We start from the raw sequence: 15,413 nt of genomic DNA, 5'->3' as shown, positions 1-15,413 counted from the left end.
ATGGAAGCAAAAGCACATGCAAGATCGGTGCGGATTTCCGCTCGTAAAGCGAAACTGGTTGTTGACTTGATTCGCGGCAAGCAAGTGGGGGAAGCAATTGCAATTCTTCGCCACACTCCGAAGTCCGCTTCTCCGGTTGTTGAGAAGCTACTGAACTCGGCGATTGCGAACGCTGAGCATAACTACTCTTTGGACGTGAACAGCTTATTCGTAAGCGAAGTTTTCGTTAACCAGGGTCCTACAATGAAACGTTTCCGTCCGCGCGCCATGGGCCGTGCAAGCCGGATCAATAAACGTACCAGCCACATTACTTTGGTGGTATCTGAGAAATAAGGAGGGATAACACGTGGGTCAAAAGGTAAATCCAGTCGGACTCCGAGTCGGTATTATTCGCGATTGGGAATCAAAATGGTATGCAGGCAAAGATTTCGGTACTCTTTTAATGGAAGACGTCAAAATCCGGGAATACCTTAAAGGCAAGTTGAAAGATTCCTCTGTTTCCCGCATCGAGATCGAAAGAGCGGCAAGCCGAGTGAACGTTACAATTCACACTGCTAAGCCAGGTATGGTAATTGGTAAAGGCGGAGCAGAAGTAGAAGTACTTCGCAGCGCAGTTACAACTATCGCCGGCGGCAAAAAAGTACACATCAACATCAATGAAATTAAACACCCTGAACTGGATGCTATTCTTGTTGCTGAAAGCATTGCACAACAGCTGGAACGTCGCGTATCGTTCCGTCGTGCTCTGAAACAAGCAATTCAAAGAACTATGCGTTCCGGCGCAAAGGGAATTAAAACTCAGGTTGGCGGACGTCTTGGCGGCGCTGAGATTGCCCGTTCAGAAGGTTATAGCGAAGGAACAGTTCCACTTCATACGCTTCGTGCTGATATCGATTACGGAACAGCTGAAGCACATACAACTTACGGCCTGATCGGCGTAAAAGTATGGATCTACCGTGGAGAAGTTCTTCCCCCAGCTAAGAAACATGCTGCTCAGGAAGGAGGCAACTAATCATGTTGGTACCAAAGCGCGTTAAACACCGCAAGCAACAACGCGGTCACATGAAGGGTATGGCAAAAGGCGGAACCGAACTGAACTTCGGCGAATATGGTTTGCAGGCCCTGGAACCATCTTGGATCACTAACCGTCAGATCGAAGCTGCCCGTATTGCAATGACACGTTACATCAAACGTGGCGGACAGGTTTGGATCAAGATTTTCCCGGATAAGCCAATTACTCAGAAGCCTCTCGAGGTTCGTATGGGTAGTGGTAAAGGTAACGTTGAGAAATGGGTAGCTGTAGTTAAACCGGGTAAGATTATGTTCGAACTCGGAGGCGTGTCGGAAGAAATCGCTCGTGAAGCGATGCGTCTTGCCGCTCACAAGCTGCCTGTAAAGACTAAGTTTGTGAAACGTGAAGAATTGGGTGGTGAAGCAAATGAAAGCTAATGAACTTCGCAACTTAACCACTGCTGAGATTGAACAGAAGATCGCCGGATTCAAGGAAGAACTTTTCAATCTCCGTTTTCAATTGGCAACAGGCCAACTGGATAACCCTACTCGGATTCGTGATGTGCGTAAGGAAATAGCTCGTGCTAAAACCGTTATCCATCAAAGAGTACTTGGGATTAGTTAAGTGACGACGGATGCTTAATCCGTAATCAGGAAGGAGGCTAATTATGAGCGAAGAGCGTAATGCACGTAAAGTGTTGATCGGTAAAGTAGTCAGCGACAAAATGGATAAAACCATCGTAATTGCTGTTGAAACCTATAAAAAGCACAGTCTGTATCACAAACGCATCAAGTCCACGAAGAAATTCAAGGCACATGATGAAGAGAATGTAGCTAAGATTGGTGATGTCGTGAAAGTCATGGAAACTCGTCCATTGTCGAAGGACAAACGGTGGAGACTGGTTGAAGTGGTAGAAAAAGCGGTAATCATCTAAGATAAGAGCTGATCCCTTTCCGGAAGGAGGAAATTAATAATGATTCAACCATTTACACGTTTGCATGTGGCTGACAACTCTGGTGCGAAGGAACTGATGTGTATCCGCGTACTGGGTGGTACTGGACGCCGTACAGCAGCAATCGGCGATTTGATCGTTTGTTCCGTTAAACAAGCAACACCAGGCGGCGTTGTCAAAAAGGGTGATGTTGTTAGAGCGGTAGTTGTTCGTACGAAACGTTCTGTACGCCGTAAAGATGGATCTTACATCGCATTCGACGAAAATGCAGCTGTTGTTGTTAAAGACGACAGAAGCCCGCGCGGAACACGTATCTTCGGACCAGTTGCTCGCGAACTTCGCGACAAGGACTACATGAAGATCGTTTCCTTGGCACCGGAAGTAATCTAATATAAACCCGAATTATACTCGGGTGTGCTTGATAAGGTCAGTTATAGGAGGTGTAATTAAATGCCTAGAGTGAAAAAAGTTCTGGAATCCCACAACAACAAACTGCACGTGAAAAAAGATGATGTGGTACTTGTGATCAGCGGGAAAGACAAAGGTAAAAAAGGCCGTGTCATCGCTGCTTATCCTCGTGAAAACCGCGTCCTGGTAGAAGGCGTGAACATGGTGAAGAAACACCAGAAGCCTAACCAGTTGAATCCGCAAGGCGGAATCATTGAGCAGGAAGCTTCGATCCATGTGTCCAACGTAATGCACATTGATCCGAAGAGCGGGAAAGTTACGCGTATCGGTTACAAAGTACTAGATAACGGTAAGAAGGTTCGGGTAGCAAAAAGATCCGGAGAGATTATCGACTAATACAGTCCTAATGAAAGGAGGTAAATCTTCATGGCAGCAAGAATGAAAGAACGTTTTCTGAATGAAATTACACCTGCTCTGATGCAGAAGTTTAACTATACTACTGTTATGCAAGTGCCTAAGATCGAGAAGATCGTCATCAACATGGGTGTGGGTGACGCTGTTCAAAACTCCAAAGTACTTGATGCTGCAGTAAATGACATGCAATTGATCACTGGTCAAAAGCCAGTTATCACTAAAGCGAAAAAATCCATCGCCGGTTTCAAACTGCGCGAAAATATGCCGATCGGGGTTAAAGTAACACTGCGCGGCGAGCGTATGTATTACTTCCTGGATAAATTGATCAACGTAACGCTTCCACGCGTACGTGACTTCCGTGGTATTTCCAGCAAAGCCTTTGATGGCCGTGGTAACTACACACTGGGTCTTAAAGAGCAATTGATCTTCCCGGAAATCGAATATGACAAAGTGGATAAGGTACGCGGTATGGACATCGTTATCGTAACGACTGCAAAGACGGACGAGGAATCCCGTGAGCTGCTGAATCAGCTGGGAATGCCTTTCACAAAATAAGAATCATCCATTTCTCCGAAAATGTTTAGGAGGTGTCAGTCTAAGTGGCAAAGACTTCAATGAAAGTTAAACAACAACGCGAGCCTAAGTTCAAAGTACGTGCATATACACGTTGCGAGCGTTGCGGTCGTCCACATTCGGTACTGCAAAAGTTCAAAATTTGCAGAATTTGTTTCCGTGAATTAGCTTATAAAGGCCAGATTCCTGGCGTGAAAAAAGCAAGTTGGTAAGAAGTTTATAAACGGGAAGGAGGTTTACACACATGACTATGTCTGATCCTATTGCAGATATGCTTACTCGTATTCGTAACGCCAACACTGTGCGTCACGAGACAGTAGAAATGCCTGCTTCTACTATGAAAAAACAAATCGCGGACATCTTGAAGCGTGAGGGTTTCATCCGTGATGCTGAATTCGTTGAAGATAGCAAACAAGGGATTATCCGTATTTTCCTGAAATACGGCCCGAACCAGGAGCGCGTTATCTCCGGTCTGAAAAGAATCAGTAAACCAGGTCTTCGCGTATACACGAAGAGCAATGAAGTGCCTCGTGTACTCGGTGGTCTGGGAATCGCGATTATCTCCACATCTAAGGGAGTTATGACCGACAAGGAAGCTCGTCAATCAAAATCCGGCGGAGAAGTTGTCTGCTACATTTGGTAATAAACGTCACAAGATAAGGAGGTGCAACACATGTCTCGTATTGGTCGCAAACCAATCGCAGTACCTAGCGGTGTAGATGTCACTTTGGACAACACCGTTATTACAGTAAAAGGTCCTAAAGGCACTTTGACTCGTGAGCTTCATAAAGACATGAAGATTACAGTTGAAAATAACGAAATCACTGTTGTTCGCCCGTCGGACAACAAATTGCATCGTTCACTTCACGGCACAACCCGCTCCGTTGTCAACAACATGGTGAGTGGTGTGACTGAAGGTTTCTCGAAATCTCTGGAGCTGGTTGGGGTCGGATATCGTGCAAGCAAATCCGGAGATAAAATCGTACTGAACGTTGGTTACTCCCACCCGGTTGAAATTACACCGGAAGCGGGTATCGAGTTCGATGTTCCTGCGAACACGAAGATCATCGTTAGAGGTATTGATAAAGAACGCGTAGGCGCTTATGCTGCCAAAATCCGTTCTGTACGTGAACCAGAGCCTTACAAAGGTAAAGGTATCAAATATGAAGGCGAGCGTATCATCCGCAAGGAAGGTAAAGCTGGTAAGAAGAAATAACCAGCTCTACCTTAATTGTAAGATACCCCGTGCATCTTAAAGTGAAGCTGTTTACGGCAAACTGAAGGGAGTGAAAGGGAAGTCATGATTACAAAAGAGGATAAAAACAAGGCTCGTCTCAAAAGACACCTGCGTGTTCGTAAGAAGATCCAGGGTACAACTGAGCGCCCGCGTTTGAATGTGTTCCGTTCTTCGAAACACATCTACGCTCAACTGATTGATGATGTGACAGGCGTTACTATCGTATCTGCCTCCACACTGGATAAAGAATTGAGTGCTACAATCGGAAATGGCGGCAGCGTTGAAGCTGCAAGCAAAGTCGGTCAATTGATCGCTGAGCGTGCCAAGGAAAAGGGTTATGCAGTGGTTGTATTTGACCGCGGTGGATACTTGTACCATGGACGGATTCAGGCTCTGGCTAGCGCAGCTCGCGAAGCTGGTCTTGAATTCTAGAATATTTCTAAAAGGAGGTTAACGACTTGCGTGTAGATCCGAACAGTTTAGAACTGACAGAAAGAGTTGTACACATTAACCGTGTTGCAAAAGTTGTAAAAGGCGGACGCCGTTTCAGCTTTAGTGCACTTGTTGTTGTGGGCGACGGCAACGGCTACGTTGGTGCTGGTATCGGTAAAGCCGGCGAAGTTCCGGATGCCATCCGTAAAGGCATTGAAGACGCCAAGAAAAACCTGATCCACATTCCAATCGTAGGAACTTCGATTCCTCACTTGGTTACTGGACATTTCGGCGCAGGACGCGTTCTGCTGAAGCCAGCATCCGAAGGTACCGGCGTTATCGCTGGTGGACCAGTTCGTGCGGTGCTTGAATTGGCAGGCGTTGGCGACATCTTGACAAAATCTTTGGGTTCTTCGAATTCCATGAACATGGTCAATGCTACTTTAGAGGGTCTTTCCCGTCTGAAGCGCATTGAAGAGGTCGCGAAGCTTCGCGGCAAATCTGTCGAAGAATTACGCGGTTAAGGAGGGGAACGTCAATGGCAAAATTGCAAATTACCCTCGTACGCAGTGTAATTGGACGTCCAGAAACACAACGTGTTACTGTTAAGACGCTCGGCCTGCGCAAAACCAACTCGTCCGTGGTTCACAACGACACTCCTGCAATTCGCGGAATGATCAACAAAGTGAGCCACTTGCTGTCCGTTACTGAAATTGAAGGCTAATAGCCTCGTATAAATTAACAAACATAAGGAGGTGCAAACGATGAAGTTACATGAACTTGCTCCAGCTCCTGGATCACGGAAAGAACGCAACCGCGTTGGTCGTGGACCAAGTAGCGGTAATGGTAAAACTTCGGGCCGCGGTCACAAAGGTCAAAACTCCCGTTCCGGCGGTGGTGTGCGTCCAGGCTTCGAGGGTGGACAAAACCCACTCTATCGTCGTCTGCCTAAACGTGGTTTCGTCAATCCTACCCGTAAAGAGTACGCGATTGTGAACCTGGAAGATCTGAACAGCTTTGCAGAAGGAACAGAAGTAACTCCTGAGCTTTTGCTTGAAACTGGTGTTGTCAGCAACACTAAGAGCGGCATTAAGATTCTCGGCAATGGTGAACTAGCTGTTAAATTAACTGTCAAAGCAAATAAGTTCTCTCAATCTGCGGTAGAGAAAATCGAAGCTGCCGGCGGTAAAACCGAGGTGATCTAATGTTCAAGACGCTTAAGAATATATGGCATGTTGAAGATTTGCGCAAAAAGATCCTGTTTACCCTGTTCGTTCTGATCATTTACCGCATCGGTTCGTTTGTACCGGTTCCCGGTGTGAACAAAGAAGTACTGGAATCAACAAATCAGGGCGGAGACGCTTTGATGGGTCTTTTGAACACCTTCTCGGGCGGAGCGCTCAAAAACTTCTCGATTTTTGCGATCAGTATTTACCCGTACATTACGGCTTCCATCATAGTGCAATTGCTCTCGATGGATGTTGTCCCTAAGTTTGCCGAATGGGCGAAGCAAGGGGAGCACGGTAAGAAACAACTGGCGCAAATTACGCGTTACGGCACAGTAGTGCTAGGTTTGATTCAAGCGTTTGCCACATCTATCGGGTTTAACCGGATTTATGGCACTGAGATGATTCCAAATGCAACCTTTGCGGATTACCTGCTTATTGCGATCATATTGACGGCGGGTACATCGTTCTTGATGTGGTTAGGTGAACAGATCACTGAAAAGGGTATAGGAAACGGGATTTCGATCCTGATTTTTGCGGGAATCGTCGCCGCCTTTCCGGGATATATCACAACTACGGCTCAATCAAGTTTCATTCAGCCGGATCAGATGTTCCTGAATATTCTTAAAGTCGTTATTGTACTGATCGTGGTTGTTGCGATTATTGTCGGGGTTATCTTTGTTCAACAAGGTATCCGTAAGATTCCTGTACAATATGCCAAACGCGTAGTCGGTAACAAAATGTACGGTGGACAGAATACGCACATTCCGCTTAAAATTAATGCGGCTGGTGTAATTCCGGTTATCTTCGCCGTTTCACTGCTTCAATTCCCGATCGTTATATCGAGCTTCTGGTCAACCCATGGCTGGGCTAAATGGGTAACAGCCAATCTGGATCATACAAAGCCGCTCGGCATGCTGCTATACGTAGTCATGATCATCGGATTTACGTTCTTCTATACGTTTGTCCAGATGAACCCGCAGCAAATGGCTGACAATATGAAAAAGAATGGCGGATACATTCCCGGTATTCGTCCAGGCAAGGCTACAGAGAAATATCTGACTAGAGTAATGTCGCGTTTGACTATGTCCGGTGCGCTGTTCCTGTCACTCATTTCTGTGCTGCCAGTATTGTTTGGAACGTTATCCGGTTTGCCTAAGCAAGTACAGATCGGCGGTACTGCACTGCTGATCGTAATCGGTGTTGCATTGGATACGATGAAGCAGATCGAGAGCCAATTGATCAAACGCCATTACAAAGGCTTCATCAATAAATAGGCGATAGGTTCCGGTGAAGTACCTGGGTTCTTAGACTTCCCGGTACCTATTGTGCTGTTTCTTGCTTGGTGGCGAACTTTTGGGGGGAGAAGAGAATCGTGAACATTTTATTCATGGGCCCTCCTGGGGCAGGCAAGGGAACACAGGCCGCTGTTGTAGTGAAGGAGCTTGGCATTCCGCATATTTCGACAGGAGATGCATTCCGCTTGGCAATCAAGCAGGGTACTCCGGTTGGATTGAAGGCTAAATCTTACATTGATCAAGGCTTGCTTGTACCTGATGATGTGACTATTGGAATCGTTGAAGAACGGCTGCAGCAGTCCGATTGCGAAAAAGGTTTCTTATTGGATGGTTTTCCAAGAACCCTTTCGCAAGCGGAAGCGCTGGGAGAAATCCTCAGCCGGCTTGGGACTTCACTGGATCATGTGATCAACTTGAATGTGGACCGCGGACTGCTGATGGCGCGTCTTACCGGACGCCGGATCTGCACAGTATGCGGAACATCCTACCATTTGATTTTCAACCCGCCGAAGCAAGAAGGCATCTGCGACATTGATGGCGGTGAATTGTATCAGCGTCCGGATGATAACGAAGAGAGCGTAGGCAAGCGTCTGGATGAGTATGATAACAAGACAGCGCCGCTGCTTGCATTTTATGACGATAAAGGTCTTTTGCGTCAGGTAAACGGAGAAAACGAAATCAATGTCGTTTCTTCTGAAATCGTATCTTTATTGCGGGGTTAATGTAATGATCATTTGTAAATCCGAACAGGAACTTGTCTTTATGAGGGAAGCTGGTCGAATTGTTGCCGAGAGTCACCGCCGTATAGCTGAGGCTATTGAGCCAGGCATTACGACCGGAGAGCTCGACAGAATCGCCGATCAATACATCCGCAGTCAGGGTGCTGTGCCGTCTTTCAAAGGCTACAACGGTTTTCCTGCCAGCATTTGCGCTTCAGTCAACGAACAATTGGTGCATGGATTTCCTGGGAAACGCAAACTGGTAGAAGGCGACATCGTTACGCTGGATATCGGTGCAGAGTACCGCGGTTATCACGGTGATTCCGCCTGGTCTTACGGGGTGGGTAGTATTTCCGAAGAGGCTCAGCGTCTGCTGGATGTCACGGAAGGCTCCCTGTACGCTGGACTGGCGTTGGTCAAACCGGATGTGCGCTTGTTTACAATCTCCCATGCAATCCAGCAGTATATTGAGGACGCCGGGTTCTCCGTTGTCCGAGAGTATGTTGGCCATGGCATTGGGGCAGAACTGCATGAAGAACCGCAAATTCCGAATTATGGCATAGCTGACCGCGGACCTCGACTGAAGCCGGGTATGGTACTCGCGATTGAGCCGATGGTTAACGCAGGAGACAGATATGTCAGAACGCTGGAAGATAACTGGACTGTCGTTACGGTAGACGGGTCACTGTGCGCTCACTTTGAGCATACAGTTGCAGTTACACCGGACGGCATGGAGATTTTCACAAAACTGAATGCGTAGGTGATCTTCACGTGAATACTGGGACCAGCCCGCAGATAGGTCAAATTGTGAGAATTCTCAAAGGCAAGGATGCCGGAGAGGCTGCCGTTGTTATCGCAGTTGTGGATAGCAGGTTTGTATATATTGCTGACGGGGACAAACGTAAGTTTGACAGCCCAAAGAAGAAGAATATTCAGCACCTGGAGCTCATACCCTTCATCAGCAGTGAGATTGTAGACAGTTTGGAAGAAACCGGCCGGGTAACTAACGGAAAGCTGCGGTTCGCAGTCATGAAGTATGGAAGACCTGCTGGAAAAAGTGCTAATGAGAGAGGAGACTAACTGTGGCTAAGGAAGACGTCATTGAGGTAGAAGGAACGGTCATCGAGCCGTTGCCTAACGCAACGTTTAAGGTTGAGCTTGAGAATGGTCATCAGATACTTGCCCATGTGTCCGGGAAATTGCGGATGCACTTTATCCGTATTCTTACCGGAGACAAAGTGGTCGTGCAGTTATCGCCTTATGATTTATCAAAAGGCCGTATAACTTACCGTAAATAGATGGGAACTACAACAAAAGTTTTGCTTCGCAAAACTTTGAGGAGGTAATTAACATGAAGGTAAGACCTTCTGTAAAGCCCATTTGCGAAAAATGCAAAGTCATCCGCCGCAAAGGGACTGTTATGGTAATTTGCGAAAATCCGAAACACAAACAAAAACAAGGTTAAGAAGGGGGTGTAGCGTAAAATGGCTCGTATAGCTGGAGTGGATTTGCCACGTGATAAGCGCGTTGAGATCGCCTTGACTTATATTTTCGGAATCGGTAAAACGACTTCCCAGAAAATTCTTAATGAAACAGGCATTGACGTTAACACACGTGTCCGTGATTTGACGGAAGATGAAGTCAGCAAACTGCGTGAAACGATCGACAAGCAGGTTAAGGTTGAAGGTGACCTTCGTCGTGAAATTTCCTTGAATATTAAACGTCTTACTGAGATCGGCTGTTACCGCGGTGTTCGTCACCGTCGTGGATTGCCTGTTCGCGGTCAACGTACCAAAACCAATGCTCGTACCCGTAAAGGCCCGCGTCGTACTGTAGCAAACAAAAAGAAATAAGAAGAGGTGATAAGAGACAATGGCTAAACCGAAAAAAGTCGTACGTACGAAACGTCGCGACCGGAAAAATATCGAGTCTGGCGTGGCACATATCCGTTCCACGTTCAATAACACTATCGTTACGATCACGGACCCTCACGGAAATGCAATTTCCTGGGCAAGCTCCGGCGGTCAAGGATTCAAAGGTTCCCGTAAATCGACTCCATTTGCAGCGCAGATGGCAGCCGAAACTGCTGCTAAGGCAGCTATGGAACACGGCATGAAGTCCGTTGAAGTTATGGTTAAAGGACCGGGCGCGGGCCGCGAAGCAGCCATCCGTTCCCTTCAGGCCGCTGGTCTTGAAGTAAACCTCATTAAAGACGTTACTCCGGTTCCTCACAATGGATGCCGTCCGCCGAAGCGTCGCCGCGTTTAGTATAATCAGAATTGTGATTGTGGTATAATTCTGACGCATCTGCTAATAATAGGTGTTTAGGCATACTACATGATACACCTGATGGGGTGACTGTTTCATATAGGAGCGACGTTTGAAGGAGGGGTACACTCGTGATAGAAATCGAAAAGCCGAAGATTGAGACCGTAGAAGCCAATGATGATGGAACCTATGGGAAATTCGTAGTTGAACCGCTGGAACGTGGATATGGCACGACTCTGGGGAACTCGCTTCGCCGGATTCTGCTTTCCTCCCTTCCGGGAGCCGCAGTGACTTCGGTCCAAATTGACGGCGTTCTGCATGAGTTCTCGACCGTTCCCGGCGTAATGGAAGATGTGACGGAAATCATCCTGAACCTTAAAGCTCTGTCTCTGAAGATTCATTCGGACGAAGAGAAAGTGTTCGAGATTGATGCTGAAGGAGAAGGCATCGTTACCGCAGGTGATATCCGTGCGGACAGCGATGTTGAGATCCTGAACCCGGATCTTCATATTGCAACGCTGGGACCTGGCGCGAGACTGCACATGCGCATTTTTGCAGGCCGTGGTCGCGGCTACGTCCAAGCGGACCGGAACAAACGCGACGATCAGCCAATTGGTGTAATTCCAGTTGACTCCATCTACACTCCTATTTCCCGCGTGAATTATGGTATTGATAATACCCGTGTTGGTCAAGTGACTAACTACGACAAATTGACGCTTGAAATTTGGACGGATGGTAGCATCAGACCGGAAGAAGCCGTTAGCCTTGGAGCCAAAATTTTGAACGAGCACCTCGTTCTGTTCGTAGGTCTTACGGATGAAGCGAAAGACGCCGAAATTATGGTTGAAAAAGAAGAAGACAAAAAAGAAAAAGTACTTGAGATGACTATCGAGGAGCTTGATCTTTCTGTCCGTTCCTACAACTGCCTCAAACGTGCCGGTATTAATACCGTGCAAGAGCTGACTACGAAAACTGAAGAAGATATGATGAAGGTTCGTAACCTGGGCCGCAAATCTTTGGAAGAGGTTCAAGAGAAGCTAGAGGAACTTGGTTTGGGACTTCGTACAGAAGAATAATACCCGGAGTTCTTGAGACTTGAGTGAAGGAGGGAAAACAAATGGCATACCAAAAATTGGGCCGTGATTCCAGCGCGCGCAAAGCACTATTCCGCGATATGGTAACGGATCTGTTCCTATACGAACGTATCCAGACAACAGAAGCCAAAGCGAAGGAAGTTCGTTCCATTGCTGAGAAACTGATCACTAAAGCGAAAAAGGGCGATCTTCATGCTCGCCGTCAAGTAGCTGCATTTGTTCGTCGTGAGACTGTAGATGGTGAACAAGATGCAATCCAAAAATTGTTCTCTGATATTGCTCCACGTTACACAGAGCGTCCAGGCGGATACACTCGTATCCTGAAGCTGGGACCTCGCCGTGGCGATGCTGCGCCTATGGTTTATCTTGAACTGGTAGACCGCGCGTAGTTTCACAAGCCATGATTTCCGGATGTACGCATTACGTATTTAACGTTATTGTACTGCAGGGCATATTACCCTGCTGTGCAATTAACCGCGGGAATCACCTTGTATAGAGTAGAAGGAGCTCCCGCCGGGGCTCTTTTTTTTGAGAATAATTCAAGTATATGGACCCACAGGAGAATGAAATGCGCAATCTATTGATGAAAGTCAATTATGACGGCACCCATTATGATGGCTTTCAGACCCAGCCTAAGGGCAATACGATTCAGGACAAGCTGGAGCATGCCATTCTTCATCTGACCGGCGAGACGCTCAAAATAACGGGCTCAGGACGGACTGATGCAGGGGTGCACGCTTATGGCCAACCTTTTAACTTCATAACCTCCTCCCAGATTCCGCTGGAACGCTGGTGTCTGGCTCTGAATGCCAGGCTTCCGCAGGATATCGTGGTTACCGAGGCTTCGGAGGTTCCACTCTCGTTCCACTCCCGCAGAGGTGCGAAGCGTAAAACCTACCGGTACACGATTAACGGCAACCGGTTCCCGGACCCGTTCCAGCGGCGCTGGCAGCATCATCATCCGATGAAGCTGAATATTCCTGCGATGGAAGAGGGGTTGGCAGGGCTGCTGGGCACCCATGATTACACTTCGTTTGCATCCAGGAAGTCTACCAAGACTTCGCATGTGCGGACTATATTCGAAGCATATCTTGAGGTGGACCGCAGTATGTGCCGTCCTGGCTCTTCTGATCAGGGAGTAATTCATACCTATATTACAGGCAGCGGCTTTCTGCAGCATATGGTACGCATAATTATGGGCACGCTGATGCAAGTCGGACAAGGCAAGATCAGCGCGGACCGAATTCCTGTAATTCTTGCAGCTTGTGACCGCGCAGCTGCCGGACCTACGGCTGTGTCTAAAGGTTTGGCACTCTGGAGTGTGGAATATGACGAGAATGAGAGTTAAACGTTCAGTACACTATTTTTTTCTGAAAAATAGCGTTGGAATAGTTAAAAATCACTTGCACTTGTCATGTTTATGCTGTAATATAAAAGTTGTGTTTTCTTGATGGCTATCCCACAGCCCCGATCAAGGAAATGCCAAACAAACAAGCTTTTTTTAACTCACATAATTGTAATCCAATGAGAAACAAGATATACGAAACAGATGATTTTCGTACGAGAACAAGGAGGAAACATTCATGCGTACCACCTATATGGCGAAGCCGAACGAAGTTGAACGCAATTGGCACATTATTGATGCCGAAGGCAAAACACTTGGCCGTTTGGCAAGCGAAGCCGCTGCTCTGATCCGTGGCAAACACAAACCGCAATTCACTCCACATGTTGATACTGGAGACTTCGTAATTGTTATCAACGCTGAGAAGATTCACCTGACCGGTAAGAAAATGCAAAACAAGAAATACTACCGTCACTCGATGCACCCAGGTGGCTTGAAGGTTACCGTTGCCGAAGAACTGCTCAAGACTAGACCTGAGCGTATGATTGAATTCGCAGTTCATGGTATGATTCCTAAGACTCGTCAAGGAAATCACATGAAGCTGAGACTCAAAGTATATGCAGGCGCTGAACATCCACATGCAGCACAAAAACCTGAAGTTTACGAACTTCGCGGATAAGAATAGAGGAGGACAGTTTCATGGCACAAGTACAATACTATGGGACAGGTCGTCGTAAACATTCGGTAGCACGTGTTCGCCTTGTACCGGGTGAAGGACGCATTGTCATTAACAAACGTGAGATGGACGAATACTTCGGTGTTGAAACATTGAAGATGATCGTAAGACAACCTTTGAACCTGACTGAAACTCTGGGCAACTACGATGTAATCGTTCTTGCACACGGTGGCGGCATTTCCGGTCAAGCTGGCGCAATCCGTCACGGGATCTCCCGTGCATTGCTCAAAGTAGACCCTGAATATCGCGGTGCGCTGAAGAAAGCCGGCTTCCTGACTCGTGACCCACGTATGAAGGAACGTAAGAAATACGGCCTCAAAGCCGCTCGTCGTGCTCCACAGTTCTCGAAACGTTAAGAATCGCATAGCATCAACGAATTTCAGCCCTTGGCCCTCGTGGTCAGGGGCTTTCATTTTGTCCTCTGTAATGGCCGTGACCATATTTTGACCATAGATATTACTCAAGACTAATCGTGACTACAGTCAGAAACTAGCGAGTATCTTAAGCAGCGATAGTCATGAATCCGTGACTAATTATGCCTGATTCTCATTTACATAATGTACCATAAATACTAAAATAGATTTAACGTAAGCATAGGACCTCTGCATAAAGCAAGTATTCTATATGAAATAGATTATTTGGGTTGAATAGTAAATTTATTTTATCTCTATATTGTAAAACTAAGGAGGTGCAGAGTATGAAGCGTTCATTTAACTTCCTGAATATCTTATATGTCATGATCATTGCTTATTGTTTGGCTCTTATTTTTGCAGGTGTTATTGGAATGAACTTTAATTAATGTTTATAAATCAAGCATTTCAAGCTCTTGGCATTTATGGTCGGGAGCTTTTTTATGAATACTTGAAATACTTTATTCCAAAGTGAACAAAACCCATTGACTTCCACTGTGAAACGGATATACTATATCATATAGAATTAGTCGGGATTAATCTTTCTTAGGATTGTATCTTGGCTTATATCCGGATGGAGGAAACTGAGATGAACCTGCTCGAGAAAGAGGATTTAATCAAAGTCAAAGCGGAAGAGCTGGAGAATGCTACTCCCGAGGAGATTATCCGCTGGGCGGTGGAGACTTTTCCGAATATAACCTTTGCCTGCAGTTTTGGAGCGGAGGATGTTGTGCTGGTGGATATGATCCAGAAGGTGAGTCCCTCGACAGATGTGTTCTATCTGGACACGGATTATCATTTCAAGGAAACCTATGAGACTAGAGATATCATGGCTGAGAAGTACGGCATGGAGTTCGTTCGGGTGTCTCCGCAGATCACGGTGGAAGAGCAGGCGCTTCAGTACGGGGAGGCTCTATGGAACAGTGATCCGAATCAGTGCTGCGCCATCCGTAAGGTTGAACCGCTGACCCGCATTCTCTCACAATACGACGCTTGGATTACCGGCATCCGCCGTGATCAGGCACCTACACGGGCCAATTCCAAAAAGGTGGAATACGACAACAAATTTGGACTGGTCAAGTTCAATCCGATTGCCAGCTGGACTACAGAGGATGTATGGAATTATATCCGCGAGAATGAGGTAGTGTATAATCCGCTTCATGACCGCAATTTCCCGAGCATCGGCTGTGAACAGTGCACCCGGGCAGTTATGCCTGGTGAAGATCCGCGTGCCGGAAGATGGTCCGGGTCGGATAAGACAGAATGCGGACTGCATAAATAAGGTACCAGCT

At 46.8% G+C, this 15,413-nt stretch carries 29 protein-coding genes; all 29 read left to right on the top strand.

From position 1 onward, the window contains the following. The 29 genes from rplV (at nt 1) to KDC22_RS29595 (ending at nt 15,403) form a co-directional block, all read left to right on the top strand. On the top strand, nt 1–333 hold the full coding sequence (gene rplV, locus KDC22_RS29735; RefSeq protein ID WP_036680546.1) for a 50S ribosomal protein L22: 333 nt from the start codon (nt 1–3) through the stop codon (nt 331–333). Between the two features lie 13 nt (nt 334–346). After that, complete coding sequence (rpsC, locus tag KDC22_RS29730) at nt 347–1,012, top strand: 30S ribosomal protein S3 (protein ID WP_173140474.1); 666 nt, start codon at nt 347–349, stop codon at nt 1,010–1,012. 2 nt (nt 1,013–1,014) lie between these two features. Next, complete coding sequence (rplP, locus tag KDC22_RS29725; RefSeq protein WP_039298647.1) at nt 1,015–1,449, top strand: 50S ribosomal protein L16; 435 nt, start codon at nt 1,015–1,017, stop codon at nt 1,447–1,449. Beyond that, nucleotides 1,439–1,636 (top strand): 50S ribosomal protein L29, encoded by a 198-nt coding sequence (gene rpmC / locus KDC22_RS29720; RefSeq protein WP_019908232.1) that lies wholly within the window; start codon nt 1,439–1,441, stop codon nt 1,634–1,636. The genes rplP and rpmC overlap by 11 nt, the downstream gene beginning before the upstream one ends. Before the next feature lie 43 nt (nt 1,637–1,679). Then, on the top strand, nt 1,680–1,946 hold the full coding sequence (gene rpsQ, locus KDC22_RS29715) for a 30S ribosomal protein S17 (RefSeq protein WP_173140476.1): 267 nt from the start codon (nt 1,680–1,682) through the stop codon (nt 1,944–1,946). Nucleotides 1,947–1,985: 39 nt separating this feature from the next. Then, the gene (gene rplN, locus KDC22_RS29710) at nt 1,986–2,354 is read left to right on the top strand and encodes a 50S ribosomal protein L14 (RefSeq protein WP_036680556.1); all 369 of its coding nucleotides are present in this window, start codon (nt 1,986–1,988) and stop codon (nt 2,352–2,354) included. Between the two features lie 60 nt (nt 2,355–2,414). Beyond that, nucleotides 2,415–2,768 carry a 50S ribosomal protein L24 gene (gene rplX / locus KDC22_RS29705; RefSeq protein ID WP_019908235.1) on the top strand — a complete coding sequence of 118 codons (354 nt, stop codon included), beginning with the start codon at nt 2,415–2,417 and terminating at the stop codon, nt 2,766–2,768. Nucleotides 2,769–2,798: 30 nt separating this feature from the next. After that, a complete protein-coding gene (gene rplE, locus KDC22_RS29700; protein WP_173140478.1) occupies nt 2,799–3,341 on the top strand; it encodes a 50S ribosomal protein L5 in 543 nt (180 codons plus the stop codon). A gap of 44 nt (nt 3,342–3,385) precedes the next feature. Further along, the gene (locus tag KDC22_RS29695) at nt 3,386–3,571 is read left to right on the top strand and encodes a type Z 30S ribosomal protein S14 (RefSeq protein WP_036589425.1); all 186 of its coding nucleotides are present in this window, start codon (nt 3,386–3,388) and stop codon (nt 3,569–3,571) included. Between the two features lie 32 nt (nt 3,572–3,603). Further along, nucleotides 3,604–4,002: a 30S ribosomal protein S8 gene (rpsH, locus tag KDC22_RS29690; protein ID WP_019908239.1), complete on the top strand. Its 399-nt coding sequence runs from the start codon at nt 3,604–3,606 to the stop codon at nt 4,000–4,002. A gap of 30 nt (nt 4,003–4,032) precedes the next feature. After that, the gene (gene rplF, locus KDC22_RS29685) at nt 4,033–4,575 is read left to right on the top strand and encodes a 50S ribosomal protein L6 (protein ID WP_036692405.1); all 543 of its coding nucleotides are present in this window, start codon (nt 4,033–4,035) and stop codon (nt 4,573–4,575) included. An 84-nt stretch (nt 4,576–4,659) separates the two neighbouring features. After that, nucleotides 4,660–5,028 carry a 50S ribosomal protein L18 gene (rplR, locus tag KDC22_RS29680; RefSeq protein ID WP_036692407.1) on the top strand — a complete coding sequence of 123 codons (369 nt, stop codon included), beginning with the start codon at nt 4,660–4,662 and terminating at the stop codon, nt 5,026–5,028. 26 nt (nt 5,029–5,054) lie between these two features. Next, a complete protein-coding gene (gene rpsE / locus KDC22_RS29675; RefSeq protein ID WP_036652980.1) occupies nt 5,055–5,552 on the top strand; it encodes a 30S ribosomal protein S5 in 498 nt (165 codons plus the stop codon). 14 nt (nt 5,553–5,566) lie between these two features. Then, on the top strand, nt 5,567–5,752 hold the full coding sequence (gene rpmD, locus KDC22_RS29670) for a 50S ribosomal protein L30 (protein WP_019908243.1): 186 nt from the start codon (nt 5,567–5,569) through the stop codon (nt 5,750–5,752). A gap of 40 nt (nt 5,753–5,792) precedes the next feature. Beyond that, nucleotides 5,793–6,233 (top strand): 50S ribosomal protein L15, encoded by a 441-nt coding sequence (gene rplO, locus KDC22_RS29665; protein WP_036692409.1) that lies wholly within the window; start codon nt 5,793–5,795, stop codon nt 6,231–6,233. Beyond that, nucleotides 6,233–7,531: a preprotein translocase subunit SecY gene (secY, locus tag KDC22_RS29660; RefSeq protein WP_173140482.1), complete on the top strand. Its 1,299-nt coding sequence runs from the start codon at nt 6,233–6,235 to the stop codon at nt 7,529–7,531. The genes rplO and secY overlap by 1 nt, the downstream gene beginning before the upstream one ends. A 98-nt stretch (nt 7,532–7,629) precedes the next feature. Then, nucleotides 7,630–8,274 (top strand): adenylate kinase, encoded by a 645-nt coding sequence (locus tag KDC22_RS29655; protein WP_173140484.1) that lies wholly within the window; start codon nt 7,630–7,632, stop codon nt 8,272–8,274. A gap of 4 nt (nt 8,275–8,278) precedes the next feature. Next, entirely contained in the window at nt 8,279–9,031 is a 753-nt protein-coding gene (map, locus tag KDC22_RS29650) for a type I methionyl aminopeptidase (protein WP_211721266.1), read from the top strand. Between the two features lie 11 nt (nt 9,032–9,042). Continuing rightward, a complete protein-coding gene (locus KDC22_RS29645) occupies nt 9,043–9,351 on the top strand; it encodes a KOW domain-containing RNA-binding protein (RefSeq protein WP_173140488.1) in 309 nt (102 codons plus the stop codon). 2 nt (nt 9,352–9,353) lie between these two features. Beyond that, entirely contained in the window at nt 9,354–9,569 is a 216-nt protein-coding gene (gene infA / locus KDC22_RS29640) for a translation initiation factor IF-1 (RefSeq protein ID WP_018753971.1), read from the top strand. A gap of 53 nt (nt 9,570–9,622) precedes the next feature. Next, nucleotides 9,623–9,736 (top strand): 50S ribosomal protein L36, encoded by a 114-nt coding sequence (rpmJ, locus tag KDC22_RS29635; protein ID WP_003322638.1) that lies wholly within the window; start codon nt 9,623–9,625, stop codon nt 9,734–9,736. A gap of 19 nt (nt 9,737–9,755) precedes the next feature. After that, the gene (gene rpsM / locus KDC22_RS29630; protein ID WP_025706577.1) at nt 9,756–10,124 is read left to right on the top strand and encodes a 30S ribosomal protein S13; all 369 of its coding nucleotides are present in this window, start codon (nt 9,756–9,758) and stop codon (nt 10,122–10,124) included. Nucleotides 10,125–10,143: 19 nt separating this feature from the next. Continuing rightward, on the top strand, nt 10,144–10,539 hold the full coding sequence (gene rpsK / locus KDC22_RS29625; protein WP_020427052.1) for a 30S ribosomal protein S11: 396 nt from the start codon (nt 10,144–10,146) through the stop codon (nt 10,537–10,539). Nucleotides 10,540–10,670: 131 nt separating this feature from the next. Beyond that, nucleotides 10,671–11,615 carry a DNA-directed RNA polymerase subunit alpha gene (locus KDC22_RS29620; RefSeq protein WP_036692422.1) on the top strand — a complete coding sequence of 315 codons (945 nt, stop codon included), beginning with the start codon at nt 10,671–10,673 and terminating at the stop codon, nt 11,613–11,615. 41 nt (nt 11,616–11,656) lie between these two features. Next, complete coding sequence (gene rplQ / locus KDC22_RS29615; protein ID WP_019908254.1) at nt 11,657–12,022, top strand: 50S ribosomal protein L17; 366 nt, start codon at nt 11,657–11,659, stop codon at nt 12,020–12,022. 179 nt (nt 12,023–12,201) lie between these two features. Beyond that, nucleotides 12,202–12,981 (top strand): tRNA pseudouridine(38-40) synthase TruA, encoded by a 780-nt coding sequence (gene truA / locus KDC22_RS29610; RefSeq protein ID WP_173140490.1) that lies wholly within the window; start codon nt 12,202–12,204, stop codon nt 12,979–12,981. A 235-nt stretch (nt 12,982–13,216) separates the two neighbouring features. Beyond that, complete coding sequence (rplM, locus tag KDC22_RS29605) at nt 13,217–13,654, top strand: 50S ribosomal protein L13 (RefSeq protein ID WP_173140492.1); 438 nt, start codon at nt 13,217–13,219, stop codon at nt 13,652–13,654. A 20-nt stretch (nt 13,655–13,674) separates the two neighbouring features. Next, nucleotides 13,675–14,067 carry a 30S ribosomal protein S9 gene (gene rpsI, locus KDC22_RS29600; protein WP_042140127.1) on the top strand — a complete coding sequence of 131 codons (393 nt, stop codon included), beginning with the start codon at nt 13,675–13,677 and terminating at the stop codon, nt 14,065–14,067. 643 nt (nt 14,068–14,710) lie between these two features. After that, a complete protein-coding gene (locus KDC22_RS29595) occupies nt 14,711–15,403 on the top strand; it encodes a phosphoadenylyl-sulfate reductase (protein ID WP_173140524.1) in 693 nt (230 codons plus the stop codon). Nucleotides 15,404–15,413 lie beyond the last annotated feature (10 nt).

The sequence above is a fragment of the Paenibacillus tritici genome (assembly GCF_018207515.1).
In the GTDB taxonomy this organism is placed as follows: Bacteria; Bacillota; Bacilli; order Paenibacillales; family Paenibacillaceae; genus Paenibacillus_AQ; species Paenibacillus_AQ tritici.
This window is presented reverse-complemented; position numbering and strand designations above follow the sequence as displayed.